Raw genomic sequence first — 20,535 nt, 5'->3', positions numbered from 1 at the left:
GGCCTAGCTTGCGCGGCGCTGGCGGCACTGCTCGAAAAGACACACGGCGGCCGCGGCCGCCACGTTGAGCGACTCCATGCCGCCCGGCTGAGGAATCGTCACGCGGTGCGTCACCGCGTCGCGCCATGCCTGCGACACCCCCGCCCCCTCGTTGCCGAACACCCATGCGAGCTGCCCTGACAGGTCGCAGTCGTAGAGCGCTTTCGCGCCGTGGGAATCGGTGATCGTCACGGGAACGTCGAGCCGCGCGATCAGGCCGGCCGGCTCCACCTCCTCGAAGATGTTCAGCAGGAAGTGCGCGCCCATGCCCGAGCGCAGGACCTTCGACGACCACGCGTAAGCCGTCCCCGGCGCGCAGAACACGTTTTCGATGCCCGCCGCCGCCGCGCTGCGCAGGATCGAGCCGACGTTGCCCGCATCCTGCACGCCGTCCAGCACGACGCAGGTGGTCGACACGCGCGCCGGCAACTGCGCCTCGATCTTTTCGACGAACAGCAGCATGCCGACGCCGTGCACCACGCTCGACAACTGGCCGAAGAGCGCGTCCGGCAGCGTCAGCACACGCTTTTCCTCGATGCGAGCGACGATCGCGCGCGCTTCCTCGTGACGCAGCGCGCCTTCGGTGACAACGCAGGTTTCCGGCTGGCCGGCGGCATCGAGATACGCGGAGGCGAGATGGAGCCCTTCGAGCAGCGCGTGGCCGCTTCGGCGCTGCTGCGCCGTCGAGCCGGCGAGCGCCTTCAGGCGCTTGTAGAGCGGATTGTCCCGCGAGGTGATGGCTTTCACGTTCGGATGTCAGAAGGCGCGGGCGTCGGGGTCCTGGTCGGCCGCTTCGGCAGCCTGAAGGACCGCCGGCGCGATCTCCGGCAACACGATGCCGAAGCGTGCATGCGCCTCGCGAACCGGCGCGAACGAGCGCCGGTGGTGCTCGCACGGACCGTGCTCGCGCAGCGCGGCGAGGTGCTGCGGCGTGCCGTAGCCGGCGTGGGCGTCGAAACCGTAGACGGGGTGGATTTCGTGCAGTTGCAGCAGCATCCGGTCGCGCGTGACCTTCGCGAGGATCGATGCCGCCGAGATCTGCGCGACGAGCGCGTCGCCGCCGATCACGGCTTCCGAGCGGATCGACAGAACCGGGCAGCGGTTGCCGTCGACTTTCACCAGCGTCGGCGCGACCGCGAGGCCCTCCACCGCGCGCTTCATCGCGAGCATGGTGGCGTGGAGGATGTTCAGCGTGTCGATTTCCTCGACCGTCGCCGACGCGATGCAGTAGGCGAGGGCCCGGTCGACGATCTTCTCGTACAGTTCCTCGCGCTTTTTCGCGCTCAGCACCTTCGAGTCGTCGAGCCCGCGAATTTTCGCTTTCACCGGGTCGAAAATGACCGCCGCCGCAACGACCGGTCCGGCGAGCGGTCCGCGCCCCGCCTCGTCGACGCCGCAAATGACGTCGAGCGGCGAATCGAAATTCAGTCCGCCCTGCCTTGCGCCCGCCTGCGATGCCGCCCTTTTCGATGCGCCCGCCATTATCGCGGCCTCCGGGATTCGAGCACGCGCTCGACGGCCTCCGCCGCCCGCTGCGCCGTATTCTGGCGCAGCACGTGATGCATTTCCGTGAAGATTTCCGTCAGCGTACGGCGGTTGGCGTCGTCGTTCAACTGTTTCAGCGTGGCGTCGGCGAGCGCTTCGGGCGTCGCGAAATGCTGGAGGATTTCAGGCACGACGAAACGCCCGGCCAGGATGTTCGGCAAGCCGACATACGGCAGATAGCCCTGGCGCTTCATGATCTGGCCCGTCAGCCAGGGCACCTTGTAGGAGATGACCATCGGCTTTTTCAGCAGCGCCGCTTCGAGCGTCACGGTGCCGGATTTCACGAGGATCGCGTCGGCGGCGGTCATCGCGGTCTGGGCGCGGCCGTCGGTGATGGTGAGATTCAGGTGCGGGTGCGCGGCGACGAGCGGCTGCAGCAGTTCGCGCAGCGCCGGGTTCGCCGCCGGCATCAAAAAGCGCACGCCGGGCTCGCGCAACTGCATGAGCTCCATTGCGTCGAAGAACGTCGGGCCGATCAGCGAAATTTCCGAGCGGCGGCTGCCCGGCAGCACGGCGATCACCGGACCGTCCTCCCCGAGGCCTAGCTCGCGGCGCGCGCCCGCCGTATCCGGCTCGATCGGGATTTCGTCGGCGAGCGGGTGGCCGACGTACGTCGCCGCCACGCCGGCCTTTTCCATCAGCGCCGTCTCGAACGGGAACACGCACAGCATGTGATCGACCGCCTTCACGATCTTCTTGATGCGCCCGCCGCGCCACGCCCAGATCGACGGACAGACGAAATGCACGGTAGGAATGCCCGCGTCGCGCAACGCATGCTCGAGCCCGAAGTTGAAATCCGGCGCATCGACGCCGATGAACACCGACGGCGGCTCGGCAAGCAGTTGCCGCTTCAGTTCGTTGCGGATGCCGAGGATCTCGGGGATATGCCTGAGCGCCTCGACATAGCCGCGCACGGTCAGCTTGTCCATCGGCCAGTGCGCGTCGAAACCGGCGGCCTTCATGCGCGGCCCGCCGACGCCGCTATATTGCGTGGCGGCCGGCAGCCGCTCCTTGAGCCCGCCGAGCAGCGAGGCCGCGAGCAGGTCGCCCGATGGCTCGCCCGCGACCATCGCGATGCGCAAGGGATTCGTGATCAGCGTCATCCAGGCGGCCGGTCAGCGGATGATGCCGCGCTGCGACGCCGCGATGAAATCGCTGAACGCCGTGACGGGCGCGTCGCCGTCGCCGCCCGCCACGCCGAGCTCGCGCAGTTGCACCTTGGCTTCTTCGAGCGACAGGCCGCTCTTGTACACGACGCGGTAGGCCGCGCGCAGCGCCGAAATCGCCTCGGCGGAGAAACCGCGCCGGCGCAGCCCCTCGACATTGATGCCGTGCGGTTCGGCCTTGTTGCCCGCCGCGATGACGAACGGCGGCACGTCCTGCACGAGCGCGGAAGCGCCGCCCAGCATGGAATGCGCGCCGATGCGCACGAACTGGTGCACGCCCGACATGCCGCCGACGATCGCGAAGTCGTCGACGAACACGTGGCCCGCCAGTTGCGCGTTGCTCGACATGATCACGTTGCTGCCGAGCCGGCAATCATGGCCGACGTGGACGTAGGCCATGATCCAGCAGTCGTCGCCGATCACGGTCACGCCCTGGTCCTGCACGGTGCCGGTGTGGATCGTCGTGAATTCGCGGATGGTGTTGCGGTTGCCGATTTCGAGCCGCGTGGGCTCGTCCTTGTACTTCATGTCCTGCGGACGGCCGCCGACCGACGCGTAATGGCCGATGCGGTTGTCCTCGCCAATCGTGGTATGGCCCTCGATCACGCTGTGCGAGCCGATGGTCGTGCGCGCGCCGATGGCCACGTGCGCGCCGACGATCGCGTACGCACCGACTTCGACTGATTCATCGAGCTGAGCGCCCGGCTCGATGATCGCAGTTGGGTGAATCTTGCTCATGCGCCCTCGCCTTGTGTTCTGTTCATTCTTCGATGCCGCAGACCGTGGCGCGATTTACGCCTCGGTCCCCGTGTTCTTCACGGTACACATGAGCTCGGCTTCCGCGGCGACGGCGCCATCCACTTCGGCGCGTGCCTTGAATTTCCAGATGCCGCGCATGTACCGCTCGAACGTGACGTTCAGGATCAGCTGGTCGCCCGGCTCCACCACGCGCTTGAAACGCGCCCCGTCGATGCCGACGAAGTAATAGAGCGTCGTCTCGGGGTCGTGCGGCTCTTCCGCGAAGGTCAAAAGCGCCGCGGTCTGCGCGAGCGCTTCGAGGATCAGGACACCCGGCATTACGGGACGCGTCGGGAAGTGACCCTGGAAATACGGCTCGTTGATCGTCACGTTCTTGAGCGCTTTGATGCTCTTGTGCGGTTCGAGTTCTAGCACCCGATCGACGAGCAGGATCGGATACCGATGCGGCAGCAACGTCAGAATCTTGTGGATGTCGAGATTGATTTTTTCTGTGCTCATGGTCGTTCTGCTCGCGCGCTCTTGAGCGCGGGTGTTGACTGCGGGCCGCGCACGCGGCCCGCCTGGGATGCTGTTGCCTCTTCGCGGATCGTATGGCCCGCTTATTGTCCTTGCTGTCCTTGCTGTCCGCTCTCGCGGCGTGCTGCGTTCTACTCCTCCTCGCGCGTTCCGAGCGCCGCCTCGAGCGCCTTGATGCGATCGCGCAGCTTGTCGAGATTGCGCACCAGCGCCGCGCTCTTGTTCCAGTCGGCGTGATTCACGGCCGGAAACGCGCTCGTGTACATGCCCGGCTTGACGAGCGACTTCGACACACCCGACTGCGCCGTGACGATCACGTAATCCGCAAGCGTCACGTGGCCCGCGATGCCCACCGCGCCGCCGATCATGCAGTGCCGCCCGATCGTCGTGCTGCCCGCGATGCCCGCGCAGCCCGCGATTACCGTGTAGGCGCCGATCCGGCAGTTGTGTCCGATCTGCACGAGATTGTCGATTTTCACGCCCTCTTCGATGACCGTGTCCGCCATCGCGCCACGATCGATCGTGGTGTTCGCGCCGATTTCGACGTCGTCGGCGATATCCACCGCGCCGACCTGGGGAATCTTCACCCAGTTGCCGGTGCGCGCGTCGCCGTCGCCGACGAAATCCGGCGCAAAGCCGAAGCCATCCGCGCCGATCACCGCGCCCGCGTGCACGATCACGCGCGCGCCGAGCCTGCAGCCATGATAGACCGTGACATTCGGGTACAGATGGACGTCGTCGCCGAGCCTCGCGCCGCGGCCGACCACGACGCCCGCGTCGAGCTTCACCCGCTCGCCGATCACGGCGCCCGCTTCCACGCTCACGTGCGCGCCGATCACGGCGCTCGCGGCGACCTTCGCGGAAGGATCGACGAACGCGCTCGGATGCACGCCGGGCACGGCGGGCGGCGACGCGAGGTCGATGAAAACCTGCGCGACGCGTGCGAAATAAGCGTACGGGTTCGGGGTGACGATGAAGTTACGGCCTGCGCGCGCCGTCACCTTTTCGAGGTCGGCGGGCGAGATCAGCACCGCGCCGGCGCGCGTGGTCTCGACCTGCGACAGATATTTCTGGTTCGCGAGAAACGCGAGTTGCGCGGGCCCCGCCGCGTCGAGCGGCGCCAGACTTTCGACACCATGCGCCGCATCGCCGGCGATGTCGCCGCCGAAGCGCTTTACGAGTTCCGCGAGGGTGATCGCCTTGCCTGATGCCATGCGTGTGCGGCTCCTGATCAGTTCGAGCTGTTGGCGGCAAGTGCTTTCAGCACCTGATCGGTAATATCGATGCGCGGGCTCACGTACACCGCTTCCTGCACGATCAGATCGTAATGCTGCTGCTCGGCGATCTGCTTGATCACCTTGTTCGCGCGATCCAGCACCGCAGCAAGTTCCTCGTTGCGGCGCTGGTTCAGGTCTTCGCGGAATTCGCGCTGCTTGCGCTGGAAGTCCGCATCGAGCTGCGACAGATCGCGCTGGCGCGCCGCGCGGTCGGAGGGGGACATCGACGGACCGTTCTTGTCCATGGTGTCCGACATCGTCTTCAGACGCTGCGCCATTTCCTGCAATGCCTTGTCGCGCTTCGAAAACTCCTGTTCGAGCTTGCTCTGCGCCGCCTTCGCCGCCGCCGATTCCCGCAGGATGCGGTCGGAATTGACCGCGGCGATCCGGGCCTCCTGAGCGTTCGCGGTGGCCACACCCGAGAGGCCGAGGATGATCGTCATCGCAAGCGCCGACACCACATGTTTCGAGAGCTTACCGGTTCGCAAAGTGTTCCTCACGTTACTAGGGTCCGGGATCGGGTTACGGGACGCCACGTCAGAACGCGGTACCGATCTGGAACTGGAATTTCTGGTACTGGTCGCCCTCGTGCTTCTGTAGCGGGAAACCCAGGCTCAGCTTGAGCGGCCCGATCGGCGAAATCCACGCGAGACCGACGCCGTAACCATAGCGCAAACCGTTCGAGCCGCCCGACGTGCCGCCCTGGCCCGGGTCGCCCCAGACGTTACCGGCGTCGAGGAACGTGAACACGCGCAGCGTGCGGTCGTAGCCCGTACCCGGCAGCGGGAACGTCAGCTCGATATTGCCGACCGCCATGCGCGAGCCGCCGATCGGGTCGCCGGTGGTGGCATCGCGCGGACCGAGCGAGCTCGGCTCGTAGCCGCGTACCGAACCGATACCGCCCGCGTAGTAGTTCTTGAAGATCGGGAACGTCTGGCCCTGCAACCCCTTCCCGTAGCCGCCCTGCAGGTTGAAGCCCAGCACGAAGCCGCGCGCGAACGAGTAGTAATACTGGAACTGCGCGTCGAACTTGCCGTAGGTCGTATTGCCTAGCGGCGTGCCGTATTCGGCATTCGTCTGCAGGTAGTAACCGCGGCTCGGCACGAGCGCGCTGTCACGATTGTCGCGCGACCAGCCGACCGTCAGCGGGATGTTGTTCACCACGCGGCCGAATTCCTGCACGTAGAGCTTGTAGCTCTCCGGCGTATTCTGGTCGATGTCCATCGTGTTCTGCTCGATGCCGGCACCGAAATACACGGTGTCCTGCTCGGAGAACGGGATGCCGAACTTCGTATCGGCGCCCATCGTGATGATCTTGAAGCTCGAATCCGTCGAATAGAAGAGCGGCTGGTAGGTACGGTAGTACACGTCGGTGATGCGCTTGATGCCGTCGATCGTGAAGTACGGATCGACCTGCGTCACCGTCAGCGTGCGATACGTCTTCGCGGTATTGACGTTCACCGCGAGGCTCGTGCCCGAGCCAAACACGTTGTCCTGCGAGACGCCCGCCGAGAGCACCACCTTGTCCGTCGACGAGAAGCCCGCACCCAGCGTGATCGCGCCGGTGGGCTTTTCGGCAACCTTCACGTCCACGTCGACCTGGTCATTCGTGCCTTCGACCGGGATCGTGGTCACGTCGACGTCGGTGAAGTAGCCGAGACGGTTCACGCGGTCCTTCGACAGCGCGAGGCGGCTCGAATCGAACCACGAGCTTTCCAGCTGACGCATCTCGCGGCGCACCACTTCGTCGCGCGTACGCGTATTGCCCACGATGTTCACGCGGCGCACGTACACGCGGCGGCTCGGATCGACCTGCAGCGTGAGATCGACGGTGTGATTCGCCTGGTCGATCTGCGGCTGCGCATTGACCTGCGCGAATGCGTAACCGTATTCGCCGAGCTTGTCGACGATCGCCTTGGTCGTGGCCTGCAGCTTTTCCGCCGAGAAGCGCTCGCCCGGCTTGATCTTGATGAGCTTGTTCAGCTCCGCTTCGCGGTCGAGCAGATTGCCCGCGAGCTTGATGCTGTTCACCTTGTACGGCTCGCCTTCGTGCAGCGAAATCGTCAGGTACATGTCCTTCTTGTCCGGCGAGATCGAGACCTGCGTCGATTCGATGCTGAATTCGAGGTAGCCGCGGTTCAGGTAGTACGAGCGGACGTTCTCGAGATCGCCTGTCAGCTTTTCCTTCGCGTACAGGTCGTTCTTCGTGTACCAGGAGAACCAGTTCGGCGTGGAGAGCTGCATCTCGTCGCGCAGCGTGCTCGTGCTGACCGCCTTGTTGCCGATGAAGTTGATCTGGCGGATCTTCGCGCTCGGGCCCTCGGCCACAGAGAACAGGATCGCCACGCGGTTGCGGTCCACCGGCGTGACCGTGGTCGTCACTTCGGCCGCGTAGAAACCGCGCGTGAGGTACTGGCGCTTCAGTTCCTGCTCGGCCTTGTCGACGAGCGCCTTGTCGTATGAACGGCCCTGCGACAGCCCCACCGAACGCAATGCCTTCGTGAGGTTTTCCTTGTCGAATTCGTGAAGACCGGCGAAGTCGATCTGCGAAATCGCCGGACGTTCCTGCACCTGCACCACGACGACATTGCCCTGCGTGGCGATCTGCACGTCGTTGAAGAAACCCGTCGCATAAAGGGCGCGAATCGCTTCGGATGCCTTGTCGTCGGTGAACGTGTCGCCTTGCTTGATCGGCAGGTAGGCGAAGACCGAACCCGGCTCGATACGCTGAAGACCGTCGATGCGGATATCCTGCACGACGAAAGGCGTGGTCGCGTGTGCCGCCATGCCGGTTGCGGCCAGTGCCGCGGCCACAGCCGTCTTAGGAACAAAGCGATGAGGTTTGAACAACGTGCTTCCCCAGTGTGTAAAGCTGCATCAGTTCCGGCGGTCGCTCATGGGACGCCGCCAGAAATTGTGAAATGGATCAAAAACGGATCAGGCGAGCCAGATCGTTGAACAACGCAATCATCGACAGAGCGACGATGCAAACGAGGCCCGCCCGTTGCAGAACCAGCTGCCAGCGATCTGATACCGCTTTGCCAGTAACGGCTTCAACCAAATAATATAACAGATGCCCACCGTCCAAAACCGGAATCGGTAACAAGTTCAACACGCCGAGACTGATGCTCACGAGTGCGAGAAACGAGACGAAAGCGGTCAATCCGAGCCGCGCGCTCTTGCCTGCGTAGTCCGCGATGGTGACCGGGCCGGAGAGATTCTTGAGCGACGCCTCGCCGACGATCATCCGTCCGAACATGCGCAGCGAATACACGCTGATGTCCCACGTGCGGTTCACGCCGAGCCGCACGCTTTCGATCGGACCATAGCGCACGTCGACGCTCGGCAGCTGGTTCGCGAGCGCCGCGCCGATACGGCCCACGTCGTGGCCCGTCTGCGCGTCGCGCTTCACGTCGGGCACGACCTGCACGGTGCGCGCTTCGCCGCCGCGCTCGATCGTCAGCGTGATCGGCTTGCCCGCATGCGCCTTCACGTAGTCGATGAAGTTGTTCGCGTTGTCGATCGGACGGCCGTCGATCGCGCGCAGCGTGTCGCCTGCCGCGAGGCCGCTCTTTTGCGCCGCGCTGCCCGCTTCCACGCCCGCCACCGAGAGCGTGCCGCCGCCCGGCATGAAGCCGAGCTTGTCCATGAAATCCTGTTCGGCGTCCGGATCGCTGATGCCGGCCACGTCGACCGGGAAGTCGAACGTGCCTTCCGGCGTCTTCGCCGTGAGCACCACGCGGCGATGGTCGAACGACGCATCGAGCATCTTCCAGCGCAGGTCGGACCAGGAGCGGATCGGGTGCGAGTCGCCGCCGCTTTGCGCATCGCGCATCGACACGATCGTTTCGCCGCCCTCGAAGCCCGCCTGGGCCGCGGCGGTATCGGGCGCGGGCGCGGAGACGATCGCCGCGGGCTCCGTGACGCCGCCCGCGAACACCGCCGAAAAAAGCACGATCGCCAGAATGAAGTTCGCCGCCGGCCCCGCCGCGACGATTGCGATGCGCTTCCACACCGATTGCCGGTTGAACGCGAGCGGCAGGTCTTCGGGCGGGATACTCGAGTCGGCTTCGCGCTCGTCGAGCATCTTCACGTAGCCGCCGAGGGGCAGCGCGGCAATGGTCCACTCGACGCCGGTCTTCTTGCTCACCCAGCGCACGAGCGGCTTGCCGAAGCCAACGGAAAAGCGCAGGACTTTCACGCCGCACATCCGCGCGACGCTGTAATGGCCGAATTCGTGGACAACGACGAGAACGCCTATCGCGACGACGAAGGCAACGATTTCGGTCAGGATGTTCATGACGGCCTCAATGCGCTATGCGCTCGGCGCTCGGCGCGCCTGCTGCCGGCGTGCCGGCGAAGCGGGAAGCGAAGCGGGACGCAAGGCGGCGCGCCTCGGCGTCGGCGGCGAGCACGTCGTCGAGCGTGGCGGCGCTCGTCACCGGCAGCGCGTTCAAGACGCTCTCCACCACCTCGCCGATCGCCATGAAGCCGATGCGGCGCGCAAGAAACGCTTCGACGGCGACTTCGTTCGCGGCGTTGAGCGCCGCGCTCGCGATGCCGCCCGCCTCCAGCGCCCGGATCGCAAGCGCGAGGCACGGAAAGCGCTGAAAATCGGGCTTTTCGAACGTGAGCGTGGCGACCTGCGCGAGATCCAGCTGGGCGACGCCCGAATTCACGCGGTCCGGAAACGCGAGCGCGTGGGCGATCGGCGTGCGCATGTCGGGATTGCCGAGCTGTGCGAGCACCGAGCCGTCGGCGTAGGACACCATCGAATGGATCACGCTCTGCGGATGAATCAGCACCTCGATGCGCGAGCCCGGCAGATCGAAGAGCCAGTGCGCTTCGATCACTTCCAGGCCCTTGTTCATCATCGTCGCGGAATCGACGGAAATCTTGCGGCCCATCGCCCAGTTCGGGTGCTTGCAGGCCTCGTCGGGCGTGACGTCGACGAGCGTGGACGGCTCGCGCGTGCGAAACGGCCCGCCCGAGGCGGTCAGGATGATCTTCGACACCCCGCCGTGCAGCGCCGCCTCGCGCGGCAAGCACTGGAACACGGCATTGTGCTCGCTGTCGACGGGCAGGAGCACGGCGCCGTTGTCGCGCACGGCGTCGATGAAAATCTGCCCCGACATCACGAGCGCTTCCTTGTTGGCAAGCAGAATGCGCTTGCCCATGCGCGCGGCGGCAAGCGTAGGCGCGAGCCCGGCTGCGCCGACGATCGCCGCGACGACCGTGTCGCACCCGGCCGACGAAGCGGCATCGACGAGCGCCGCCGGGCCATGGTGCACCTCGGTCCTGCAGCCGGCGGCGCGCAGTTCGGCGGCCACTTTCGCCGCCGTGTCGGCGTCGCCTACGACCGCCACGTCGGGCTGAAAGCGCAGGCACTGGGCGACGAGCTTGTCGCCGTTGCGATGAGCGGTGAGCGCGTGGACCGAGAACCGGTCGGGGTGCCGCGCCACGACGTCGAGCGTGCTTTCGCCGATCGAGCCCGTGGAGCCGAGCAAAGTCAGACGTTTTTGCATAAATCCTTCTTTAGCCGACGACGAGGAGTGCGATCGGCAGTACAGGCAACAGTGCGTCGATGCGGTCCAGAACGCCGCCGTGGCCCGGCAGCAGACCGCTCGAATCCTTGACGCCGGCCTGGCGCTTCAAGAGCGACTCGAACAGATCGCCGACCACGCTGAACGCGACCAGCACGGTCAGCGCGAAAAGCGCCTTGATCCAGCCGAGTTGTTGGACGAATGCCGTGAACAGCGTCGGCGCGAAAATGCTTGTTGCAGCGGCGATCGAACCGATCACCATCACCGCGAGCCAGCCGCCGATGGCGCCTTCCCAAGTCTTGCCGGGACTGATCGAAAGCGCGAGCTTGTGGCGTCCGAAAGCTTTTCCGGCGAAGTATGCGCCTATGTCGGCGAGCCAGACGACTAGTAAAAGCGATAGCACGAAAGCCACGCCGATCGTCCGGGCCGCGACGAGCGCGTGCCAGCAGGCCACGAACACGACGATGCCCGCGAAAAGCAGGAAAATCCGCCATGCGCCGGCCGACAGCACGGGCTTGCGCAGGAGCGCAAATGGCCCGGCCAGCACCCAGAAAATCACGGCCATCTGAAAAAGCCCTTTCGGCGCGACGCCCAGATAGGTGCTCGAAACCAGCGCCAGCGCGGCAATCAGCGCATAGACGACCGGGCCGGCCCCGCCCATTTTCAGGAGGCGCGCCCATTCCCAGGCGGCAAAAACGACCACAAACGCGATCAGCGCCCCAAACGCGCCGACCGGCGCGAACAGCGTGATCGGCAGCAGCACCGCCAGCAGAACGACTGCCGTGATGACACGGGTCTTTAGCATGAAAAGGTGTCGGCCTTCTGCGATTGCGGCTCGAGCTGCGCGCTCGTGCGCCCGAACCGCCGCTCGCGCTCGCCGTACGACTCGATCGCCCGGCCGAGCGCATCGGCGTCGAAATCCGGCCAGTAGGTATCGGTGAAATAGAACTCGGTGTAGGCGAGCTGCCACAGCAGGAAGTTGCTGATGCGCTGCTCGCCGCCCGTGCGAATGAAGAGATCCGGCTCCGGCGCGTAAGCCATGGCGAGGTGCTGCGCGAACGATTCCTCGTCCACGAGAACCGCCTGCCCCTCCACCGCCGACTGCTCGGCGAGCTTACGGGTTGCTTGCATGATGTCCCAGCGGCCGCCGTAGTTGGCCGCGATGGTCAGCGTGAGCCTCGTGTTGCGCGCGGTTTTCGTCTCCGCGCGCTGAATCAGGGCGCGGATGCGGTCGTCGAACATCGAAATGTCGCCGACGACGCGCAGCCGGATGCCGTTCGCATGCAGCTTGCCGACTTCGCGCTCCAGCGCCGTGACGAACAGGCGCATGAGAAACGAGACTTCCTCGGTCGGGCGGCGCCAGTTTTCGGAACTGAAAGCAAAGAGCGTCAGGTACTGGACGCCGCGGCGCGCGCAGCTTTCGACCGTCGCGCGCACCGCATCGACACCGCGCGAATGTCCCGCGACGCGCGGCAAGCGCCGCTGCGTCGCCCAACGGCCGTTGCCGTCCATGATGATCGCGATATGACGCGGCACAGCGGCGACATCGGGCACGCGAACGGTTGAGCTGGTATAGGTCATGGCCGCTGAGTCTTATTATCGACGGAATCAAGCGCCAGCAAGGCTGGCAAGACCGGAATCGGCCTCAAACCGTCATGATTTCGGCTTCTTTCGACTGGACCAGCTTGTCGATTTCCGCGACGAATTTGTCGGTGAACTTCTGGACGTCGTCGCTTGCGCGGCGCTCGTCGTCCTCGGAGATTTCCTTGTCCTTCACGAGCTTCTTCAGTTGCTCGTTGGCGTCGCGGCGCAGGTTGCGCACGGCGATCTTGGCCGTCTCGCCTTCGCTCTTCACGACCTTCGTCAGCTCGCGGCGGCGCTCTTCGGTGAGCGCGGGCATCGGCACGCGGATCAGGTCGCCCTGCGTCGCGGGATTCAGGCCGAGGTCGGACTCGCGGATCGCCTTCTCGATGACCCCCACCATCTTCTTTTCCCACGGCTGCACGCCGATCGTGCGCGCGTCGACGAGCGTCATGTTCGCGACCTGCGAAATGGGCACGTTCGAGCCGTAATAATCGACCTGGATATGGTCGAGCAAGCCGGTATGGGCGCGACCCGTGCGGATCTTGGCCAGATCAGCCTTGAACGCCTCGATCGACCGCTGCATCTTCTGGTCGACGCCCTTTTTAATGTCAGCCACACTCATTTGAACCTCCGAACCTTGGGTTACTGGCGATAGGGGCACACCCGGCGCCGGCCTTCGAGCCGCGCCGCGCCCGTTACCGCGAGAGTTTACACGTGGACGAGCGTACCTTCGTCGTCGCCTTGAACGATGCGCTTGAGCGCGCCCGGCTTGTTGATCGAAAAGACGCGGATCGGCAGCTTCTGGTCGCGGCACAGCGCGAACGCCGTCGCGTCCATCACCTGCAGATTGCGGCCGATCGCCTCGTCGAAGCTGATCGTGCTGTAGCGCGTGGCATCCGGGTCCTTCTTCGGGTCCGCCGAATACACGCCGTCGACCTTGGTCGCCTTCAGCACCACTTCCGCGCCGATTTCCGAGCCGCGCAGCGCAGCGGCCGTATCGGTGGTGAAGAACGGGTTGCCCGTGCCGGCCGCGAAAATCACAACCTTGCCTTCCTCAAGCTGACGGATCGCGCGCGGCCGGATATACGGCTCGACGACCTGGTCCATGCGCAGCGCCGACTGCACGCGCGCCTCGATGCCCGCGTGACGCATGGCGTCCTGCAGCGCGAGCGCGTTCATCATCGTGGCGAGCATGCCCATGTAGTCGGCCGTCGCACGGTCCATGCCGGCCGCGCCGCCCGCCACGCCCCGGAAGATGTTACCGCCGCCGATCACGACCGCGAGCTGGGTGCCCAGGCGCACCACTTCCGCGACGTCCGCCACCATCCTTTCGATGGTCGCGCGATTGATGCCGAACGCATCGTCGCCCATCAGGGCTTCGCCGGAGAGTTTGAGGAGTACGCGTTTGTAGGCTGTGGGCATAGAAGTTTCCGTTTCGCGCCGAGGGAGGTTGCAACAACGTAGAACTGTAGGGGTGAAACGATATTTCGGGCAAGCGTGCCAAATTGAAGCACCGGGGAGAAATAAAGGGTTAACCCTGGCTCTCCCGCGAGGCCGATTTGCCTGCCTGAGAGCCGCGAAACGAACGTCCCGCGGCGGTTGTTTCCTGCTGCTGGTGCTGCTTTTTTCCGCGGGCGCGGCGCCTTTCGAGCCAGCGCGGCGCCCGCTGCGGGCTTAGCCCTGCTTCGCTGCGGCGACTTGCGCGGCCACTTCGGCTGCGAAATCGTCCTGACGCTTCTCGATGCCTTCGCCGACCACGAACAGCGCGAACTTCTGCACCGACGCGCCGGCTGCCTTCAGCATCTGCTCGATCGTCTGCTTGTCGTTCTTAACGAACGGCTGGTTGAGCAGCGACACTTCCTTCAGATATTTCTGCACGCTGCCGTCGACCATCTTCGCGACGATTTCAGCCGGCTTGCCCGATTCGGCGGCTTTCTGCTCGGCGATGCTGCGTTCCTTCGCGATCAGGTCGGCCGGCACGTCGTTCGACGACAGCGAGACCGGCTTCATGGCCGCGACGTGCATCGCGACATCCTTGCCGACCTGCTCGTCCGTGCCCGTGAACTCGACCAGCACGCCGATGCGCGTGCCATGCAGGTACGAGGCGAGCTTGTTGCTCGTTTCGAAGCGCACGAAACGGCGGATCGACAGGTTTTCGCCGATCTTGCCGACGAGCGCGAGGCGCACGGCATCGACCGTCGCGCTTTCGAGCGGCAGCGCGCCGAGCGCGGCGACATCCGCCGGATGATGCTTCGCCACGATTTCGGCGATGGTCTTGCCGAACGCGAGAAAGTCGTCGTTCTTCGCGACGAAGTCGGTTTCGCAGTTCAGTTCGACGAGCGCGCCCACGCCGCCTTCGATGTGCGCCGTGACGATGCCTTCGGCCGTCACGCGCGACGCAGCCTTGCTCGCCTTGTTGCCGAGCTTCACGCGCAGCAGTTCTTCGGCGCGGGCGAGGTCGCCGTCGGCTTCCGTCAGCGCCTTCTTGCATTCCATCATCGGCGCGTCGGTCTTCGCGCGCAGTTCTGCCACCATGCTTGCCGTAATTGCCGCCATCATTCACTCCTTGAGTCTGTTTGGTACGTGCCGCCGGCGTCTGAGCCCGCGGCAGGAATTTGGTTGCCGCCGGTTCGTCTTTTGCGCGTCTTTCCGGACCGCCCGCGCTGCGGCAGCGGCGCAGCGGCCGGCCGGCTAAAAAAAAGGGGCCTTTCGCGAAGCCCCTTTTTTGCCGGACACAGGGGCTCTTTACGCCTCTGCGTTGACCTCGACGAACTCGTCGCCTTCGCCGTTGCGGGCGGCCTGGACGACTTCGTTCACCGCGTTCGCACGGCCTTCCAGGATCGCGTCGGCCACGCCTTGCGCGTACAGGATGACGGCCTTGCTGGCGTCGTCGTTACCCGGGATCACGTAGTCGATGCCTTCCGGCGAGTGGTTCGTGTCGACCACGGCGATGACCGGAATGCCCAGCTTCTTGGCTTCCGTGACGGCAATCTTGTGATAGCCGACGTCGATCACGAAGATCGCGTCCGGAATGCCGCCCATGTCCTTCACGCCGCCGATCGACTTTTGCAGCTTGAGCATTTCGCGCTCGAACAGGAGCGCTTCCTTCTTGCTCATGCGCTCGGTTTCACCCGATTCCAGCGACGCTTCCATGTCCTTCAGGCGCTTGATCGAAATCTTGAGCGTCTTGAAGTTGGTCAGCATGCCGCCGAGCCAGCGTGCGTTCACGAACGGCATGCCGGCGCGCTGCGCTTCTTCGGCGATGGTGTCGCGCGACTGGCGCTTCGTGCCGACGAACAGGATCGTGCCGCGATTGGCTGCCAGTTGACGCACGTACTTCAGCGCGTCGTTATAGAGCGGCAGCGTCTTTTCGAGGTTGATGATGTGAATCTTGTTGCGATGACCGAAGATATACGGGGCCATCTTCGGGTTCCAGAAGCGCGTTTGGTGACCGAAGTGGACACCGGCTTCCAGCATTTGACGCATGGTAACTGCCATGAAAATTCTCCGCGAGGGTTGGGTCTTAAGCCGACTGCCGCATCCAGCGCCCTTCCCCGCCTCATTTGGCTCATTCGGGATCGAACGCCGGACACCCTGGGTGCGCCGGCTTGCGAATCAAGTCTGGTCCGGGCTTTGCTGCGCGCCACGCTTGCTGCTCGTGAGATCAACGGTTGACCAACTACTGACCAAGCGCAAAGTAGGACTAGACTTAGCCAAAGAGTATAGCACGCGCGAGTTACACCATTCAAGTCGCCCGTTTGAGTGAGAAATTCGGTGAAAGCCGGAAAAAGGGGGACCGTTCAGCGCGCCATGGCCGTTTCCAGCGCCTTCGTTTGCCCGCGGCGCCCGTCCGGACGCCGCGGAAAAACGGGCGGGCGCAAGCCCCGCCCCGGGTGCGGCGCCCGCCCTAAGGTGCGATAATGCCGCTTTCGCGCCTCACGGCTGCCTACACGAATTTTCGATCCACGTCATGTCCATTACGCTGAAAAACGAACACGATATCGCGCAAATGCGCGTCGCCTGCCGGCTCGCCAGCGAAGTGCTCGACTTCATCACGCCTCATATCGTGGCGGGCGTGACGACCGGCGAACTCGACCGCCTCTGTCACGAGTACATGGTGAAGGAACAGGGCACCGTTCCCGCGCCGCTCAACTATCAGCCGCCCGGCTACCCGCCGTATCCGAAGGCGACCTGCATTTCGGTCAACGACGTGATCTGCCACGGCATCCCGGGCGACAAGGCGCTGAAGAGCGGCGACGCGCTCAATATCGACGTCACCGTCATCAAGGAAGGCTATTTCGGCGACACGAGCCGGATGTTCATCGTCGGCGAAGGGTCGATCCTGGCGAAGCGCCTTGTTCAGACCACCTTCGACTGCATGTGGCTCGGCATCGACCAGGTACGCCCCGGCGCGCGGCTCGGCGACATCGGCCACGCCATCCAGAAGCACGCCGAGTCGCAGGGCTACAGCGTCGTGCGCGAATATTGCGGCCACGGCATCGGCCAGGTGTTTCACGAGGAGCCGCAGGTCCTGCATTACGGCCGCCCGGGCACCGGCATCGAACTGCAGGCGGGCATGATCTTCACCGTCGAGCCGATGATCAACGCCGGGCGCCGCGACATCCGCACGATGCCCGACCAGTGGACCGTCAAGACGCGCGACCGCAGCCTGTCGGCGCAATGGGAGCACACCGTGCTCGTCACGCCGACCGGCTACGACGTGCTGACGGTGTCGGCCGGCACGCAGGCGCCGTCGCAGCTGATCGCCGCCACGGCGTGACGGCGGCATGAGCGGGCTGTGAGCGCGCTGTGACACGAGGGCGCCGTTGACCGAAGGGCCCGAGCGGCCTCCGGCGTCGACGGCACGGAGCCCTCGATGGCACGAAGCCCTTCAGGCCCGAACCCGAATGACGCACCGGAATCCTTCTGCGCGAGCGCACCCGAGCGCTGAAGTGATCGAATGAAGTCCCGGTCGAACGCAGTCCCTGTTTGCATCGCACGTCCCGCGCCGCCGGCTGCCGGCGCACCCTGAGCTGAACCGAGCCGAACTGAAACGCAGCAGTCGAGCAAGCGCCTTTCTCCGTCCAACCGATCCGCTTCCGCCCATTTCCATCCATGAGCGTCACCGCCGTCGCCCCGCCCTGTGAATCGCTGAAAGCCTCCTACAAGTCGGCGAAAGCAGCCCTGCTCGAGCGCTTCCAGAGCGCATCGAACGTGGATTCGCTGATGCACGCCCTCGCCCGCGCCACCGACTGCGCGCTCACCGGCGCGTGGGACGCGTGCGACATGCCGCCGGCAGCCGCGCTCGTCGCGGTCGGCGGCTACGGACGCGGCGAGCTCGCGCCCTATTCCGACGTCGACATCCTCGTGCTGCTGCCCGATCACATGCCCGCCGATTCGGGCGAAGCACAGATCAACGCGCGCATCGAGCGCTTCATCGGAATGGCGTGGGACCTCGGGCTCGACATCGGCAGCAGCGTGCGCTCGGTGTCGCAATGCATCCACGAGGCGAGCAACGACATCACCGTGCTGACCTCGCTCCTCGAGGCGCGGCGCATCTGCGGCGACGCGCCCCTCTTCCAGGAATTCTCCTCGCGCTATCAGCAAACCCTCGATCCGCGCTCGTTCTTCCAGGCGAAGGTCCTGGAAATGCGCCAGCGCCACGCGAAATTTCAGGACACGCCTTACAGCCTCGAACCGAATATCAAGGAAAGCCCGGGCGGCCTGCGCGATCTGCAACTGATCCTGTGGATTTCGCGTGCGGCGGGCTTCGGCAGCAGCTGGCGCGAACTCGACGCGCGCGGCCTCATCACCGAGCGCGAAGCGCGCGAGCTGCGCCGCAACGAAGGCTTCCTGAAGACGATGCGCGCCCGCCTGCACGTGATCGCGAAACGCCGCCAGGACATCCTCGTGTTCGACCTCCAGACGCCGCTCGCCGAGAGCTTCGGCTTCAAGGCGACCGCGGCCAAGCGCGCGAGCGAGCAGCTGATGCGCCGCTACTACTGGGCCGCCAAGGCGGTGACGCAGCTCGCGACCATCCTGATCCAGAACGTCGAGGCGCAGCTTTTCCCATCGACGAGCGGCATCACGCGCGTGATTTCGGGACGTTTCGTCGAGAAACAGGGCATGCTCGAAATCGCCCGCGACGACGTGTTCGAGCGCGAACCGCACGCGATTCTCGAAGCCTTCCTGCTCTACGAACAGACGCGCGGCGTGAAGGGACTCTCGGCGCGCACGCTGCGCGCGATCTACAACGCCCGCGACCTGATGGACCGCCACTGGCGCCGCGACCCGGAAAACCGGCGTCTCTTCATGGAGATCCTGAAGCAGCCGGAAGGCATCACGCACGCGCTGCGCCTCATGAACCAGACGAGCGTGCTCGGGCGTTACCTGCTGAATTTCCGGCGTATCGTCGGACAAATGCAGCATGATCTGTATCACGTCTACACCGTCGATCAGCACATTCTGATGGTGCTGCGCAACCTGCGCCGCTTCGCGATCGCCGAGCACGCGCACGAATATCCGTTCTGCAGCCAGCTGATCGGCAACTTCGAGCGGCCGTGGGTGCTGTACGTCGCGGCGCTCTTTCACGACATCGCCAAGGGCCGCGGCGGCGACCATTCCGTGCTCGGCATGGCCGACGCCCGCCGGTTCTGCCGTGAACACGAGATCGGCCGGGAAGACAGCGAACTGATCGTATGGCTCGTCGAGCAGCATCTGACCATGAGCCACGTCGCGCAGAAGCAGGACACGAGCGATCCCGAGGTCATCAAGCAGTTCGCGTCGGTGGTCCGCACCGAGCGCCGGCTGAGCGCGCTTTATCTGCTGACCGTCGCGGATATCCGCGGCACGAGCCCGAAGGTCTGGAACAACTGGAAAGGCAAGCTGCTCGAGGACCTGTACCGCGCGACGCAGGCCGTGCTCGGCGGCGCGGAGCCGGACGCGCACTCGGAACTGAAGTCGCGCCAGGAAGACGCGCTCGCGCTCCTGCGGCTCGAAACGGTGCCGGAACACGCGCAGCGCCGGTTGTGGGAGCAGCTCGACGTCGGCTATTTCCTGCGCCACGACGCCGCCGACATCGCCTGGCAGACGCGCGTGCTCTACAAGCACGTCGAGAGCGAGAAGCCGATCGTGCGGGCGCGCCCTTCGCCGATCGGCGCGGCGCTGCAGGTGCTCGTCTACGTGCGCGACCGGCCGGATCTTTTCGCCGGCATCTGCGCGTATTTCGACAAGAACGGCCTGTCCGTGCTCGACGCGCGCGTGACGACGACCCGGCACGGCTACGCGCTCGACAATTTTCTCGTCGCGCATCCGGACCATGACGGGCATTATCGCGACATTGCGAACCTCGTCGAGGAGCAGCTGAGCACGCTGCTCACCGCCGAGCGCATTCTGCCGGAGCCGTCGAAGGGCCGCGTGTCGCGGCTCGTGCGGACGTTTCCGATCACGCCGCGCGTGGACCTGCGTCCCGACGAGCGCGGCCAGTACTACATCCTCTCCGTGTCGGCCAACGACCGGCAGGGCCTCCTTTATTCGATCGCGCGGGTTCTGGCCCAGCACCGGATCGGCGTGCAGGCGGCACGGATCAACACACTCGGCGAACGCGTCGAGGACGTGTTCCTCCTCGACGGCAAGAGCCTTTCCAGCAACCGGACCCAGATCCAGGTCGAAACCGAACTGCTGCGCGCGATCGCAGCCTGAGAATTTATGCGCGTCAAACTGACAGCCAAACATCCGCGCCCGGCGTCGCCGGCACGCTCCCCCGTTCGTTCCGGCAGCGCCGCCGGACGAAAGCCCGTGCGCGCCGAGCCGCCGGACGGAGACCGGCCCGTGCGCGGGGCGGCGGCGCCTGCCAAGGGGGCGCCGCGTGCGTCGTCGCCGGGTGACAGGGCGCCGGCGCGCGGCGCGCGGCCGGGTACTGGCGACGAGCGGCGGCCGTTCAAGGCCCGGGGCGAGCATGCGCGTTCGGCTTCGGCTTCCACTGGCGAGCGCGGGACGAGGCCGGCGTTCGGCGATCGCGGCGCCACGCGGGGCAACGATGAGCGCCGCCCGTTCAAGGCGCGCGGCGAGGATACGCGTTCGGCTCCCGCTTCCGCTGGTGAACGC

General features: G+C 65.3%; 18 protein-coding genes and 1 pseudogene. 3 read left to right on the top strand and 16 right to left on the bottom strand.

What is annotated here, in order from left to right:
* Positions 1-3 precede the first annotated feature (3 nt).
* The 16 genes from BG61_RS16010 to rpsB form a co-directional block, all read right to left on the bottom strand.
* Complete coding sequence (locus BG61_RS16010) at positions 4-786, bottom strand: TrmH family RNA methyltransferase (protein ID WP_035938124.1); 783 nt, start codon at positions 784-786, stop codon at positions 4-6.
* Between the two features lie 9 nt (positions 787-795).
* On the bottom strand, positions 796-1,521 hold the full coding sequence (gene rnhB, locus BG61_RS16005) for a ribonuclease HII (protein ID WP_035938122.1): 726 nt from the start codon (positions 1,519-1,521) through the stop codon (positions 796-798).
* Positions 1,521-2,687, bottom strand: a complete 1,167-nt coding sequence (gene lpxB / locus BG61_RS16000) for a lipid-A-disaccharide synthase (RefSeq protein ID WP_035938119.1) — start codon at positions 2,685-2,687, stop codon at positions 1,521-1,523. The genes rnhB and lpxB overlap by 1 nt, the downstream gene beginning before the upstream one ends.
* Positions 2,688-2,699: 12 nt before the next feature.
* Positions 2,700-3,488, bottom strand: a complete 789-nt coding sequence (gene lpxA / locus BG61_RS15995; RefSeq protein WP_035938117.1) for an acyl-ACP--UDP-N-acetylglucosamine O-acyltransferase — start codon at positions 3,486-3,488, stop codon at positions 2,700-2,702.
* A 54-nt stretch (positions 3,489-3,542) separates the two neighbouring features.
* Positions 3,543-4,007: a 3-hydroxyacyl-ACP dehydratase FabZ gene (gene fabZ / locus BG61_RS15990; protein ID WP_035938115.1), complete on the bottom strand. Its 465-nt coding sequence runs from the start codon at positions 4,005-4,007 to the stop codon at positions 3,543-3,545.
* Positions 4,008-4,156: 149 nt separating this feature from the next.
* Positions 4,157-5,239: a UDP-3-O-(3-hydroxymyristoyl)glucosamine N-acyltransferase gene (gene lpxD / locus BG61_RS15985; protein WP_035938112.1), complete on the bottom strand. Its 1,083-nt coding sequence runs from the start codon at positions 5,237-5,239 to the stop codon at positions 4,157-4,159.
* A 17-nt stretch (positions 5,240-5,256) separates the two neighbouring features.
* Entirely contained in the window at positions 5,257-5,745 is a 489-nt protein-coding gene (locus BG61_RS15980) for an OmpH/Skp family outer membrane protein (RefSeq protein ID WP_035938195.1), read from the bottom strand.
* 94 nt (positions 5,746-5,839) lie between these two features.
* Positions 5,840-8,152, bottom strand: coding sequence for an outer membrane protein assembly factor BamA (bamA, locus tag BG61_RS15975; RefSeq protein ID WP_035938110.1), 2,313 nt, complete (start codon positions 8,150-8,152; stop codon positions 5,840-5,842).
* A gap of 76 nt (positions 8,153-8,228) precedes the next feature.
* Positions 8,229-9,602 (bottom strand): RIP metalloprotease RseP, encoded by a 1,374-nt coding sequence (rseP, locus tag BG61_RS15970; RefSeq protein ID WP_035938108.1) that lies wholly within the window; start codon positions 9,600-9,602, stop codon positions 8,229-8,231.
* Positions 9,603-9,609: 7 nt separating this feature from the next.
* Positions 9,610-10,827: a 1-deoxy-D-xylulose-5-phosphate reductoisomerase gene (locus BG61_RS15965; RefSeq protein WP_035938106.1), complete on the bottom strand. Its 1,218-nt coding sequence runs from the start codon at positions 10,825-10,827 to the stop codon at positions 9,610-9,612.
* 10 nt (positions 10,828-10,837) lie between these two features.
* Positions 10,838-11,650, bottom strand: coding sequence for a phosphatidate cytidylyltransferase (locus BG61_RS15960; RefSeq protein ID WP_035938104.1), 813 nt, complete (start codon positions 11,648-11,650; stop codon positions 10,838-10,840).
* Positions 11,644-12,426 (bottom strand): polyprenyl diphosphate synthase, encoded by a 783-nt coding sequence (gene uppS, locus BG61_RS15955; protein WP_035938102.1) that lies wholly within the window; start codon positions 12,424-12,426, stop codon positions 11,644-11,646. Before uppS ends, BG61_RS15960 begins: the two co-directional genes overlap by 7 nt.
* A gap of 64 nt (positions 12,427-12,490) precedes the next feature.
* On the bottom strand, positions 12,491-13,051 hold the full coding sequence (gene frr / locus BG61_RS15950) for a ribosome recycling factor (RefSeq protein WP_035938100.1): 561 nt from the start codon (positions 13,049-13,051) through the stop codon (positions 12,491-12,493).
* Between the two features lie 86 nt (positions 13,052-13,137).
* Entirely contained in the window at positions 13,138-13,851 is a 714-nt protein-coding gene (gene pyrH / locus BG61_RS15945) for a UMP kinase (protein ID WP_035938098.1), read from the bottom strand.
* Between the two features lie 252 nt (positions 13,852-14,103).
* Positions 14,104-14,985 (bottom strand): translation elongation factor Ts, encoded by an 882-nt coding sequence (gene tsf, locus BG61_RS15940; RefSeq protein ID WP_035938096.1) that lies wholly within the window; start codon positions 14,983-14,985, stop codon positions 14,104-14,106.
* 189 nt (positions 14,986-15,174) lie between these two features.
* Entirely contained in the window at positions 15,175-15,927 is a 753-nt protein-coding gene (rpsB, locus tag BG61_RS15935; protein WP_035938094.1) for a 30S ribosomal protein S2, read from the bottom strand.
* Between the two features lie 472 nt (positions 15,928-16,399).
* Between rpsB and map the strand changes: the two genes are divergently transcribed.
* From map to BG61_RS43675, 3 genes and pseudogenes are all read left to right on the top strand, one after another.
* Positions 16,400-17,209, top strand: coding sequence for a type I methionyl aminopeptidase (gene map, locus BG61_RS15930; protein WP_035938091.1), 810 nt, complete (start codon positions 16,400-16,402; stop codon positions 17,207-17,209).
* 335 nt (positions 17,210-17,544) lie between these two features.
* On the top strand, positions 17,545-20,130 hold the full coding sequence (locus BG61_RS15925) for a [protein-PII] uridylyltransferase (RefSeq protein WP_035938089.1): 2,586 nt from the start codon (positions 17,545-17,547) through the stop codon (positions 20,128-20,130).
* 6 nt (positions 20,131-20,136) lie between these two features.
* Positions 20,137-20,535 (top strand): annotated as a pseudogene (locus BG61_RS43675) (pseudouridine synthase); the annotation flags it as partial.

It is taken from the genome of Caballeronia glathei, from assembly GCF_000698595.1.
In the GTDB taxonomy this organism is placed as follows: domain Bacteria; phylum Pseudomonadota; class Gammaproteobacteria; order Burkholderiales; family Burkholderiaceae; genus Caballeronia; species Caballeronia glathei.
The sequence above is the reverse complement of the archived record's forward strand: the minus strand, read 5'-3'. Positions and strand labels throughout refer to the sequence as shown.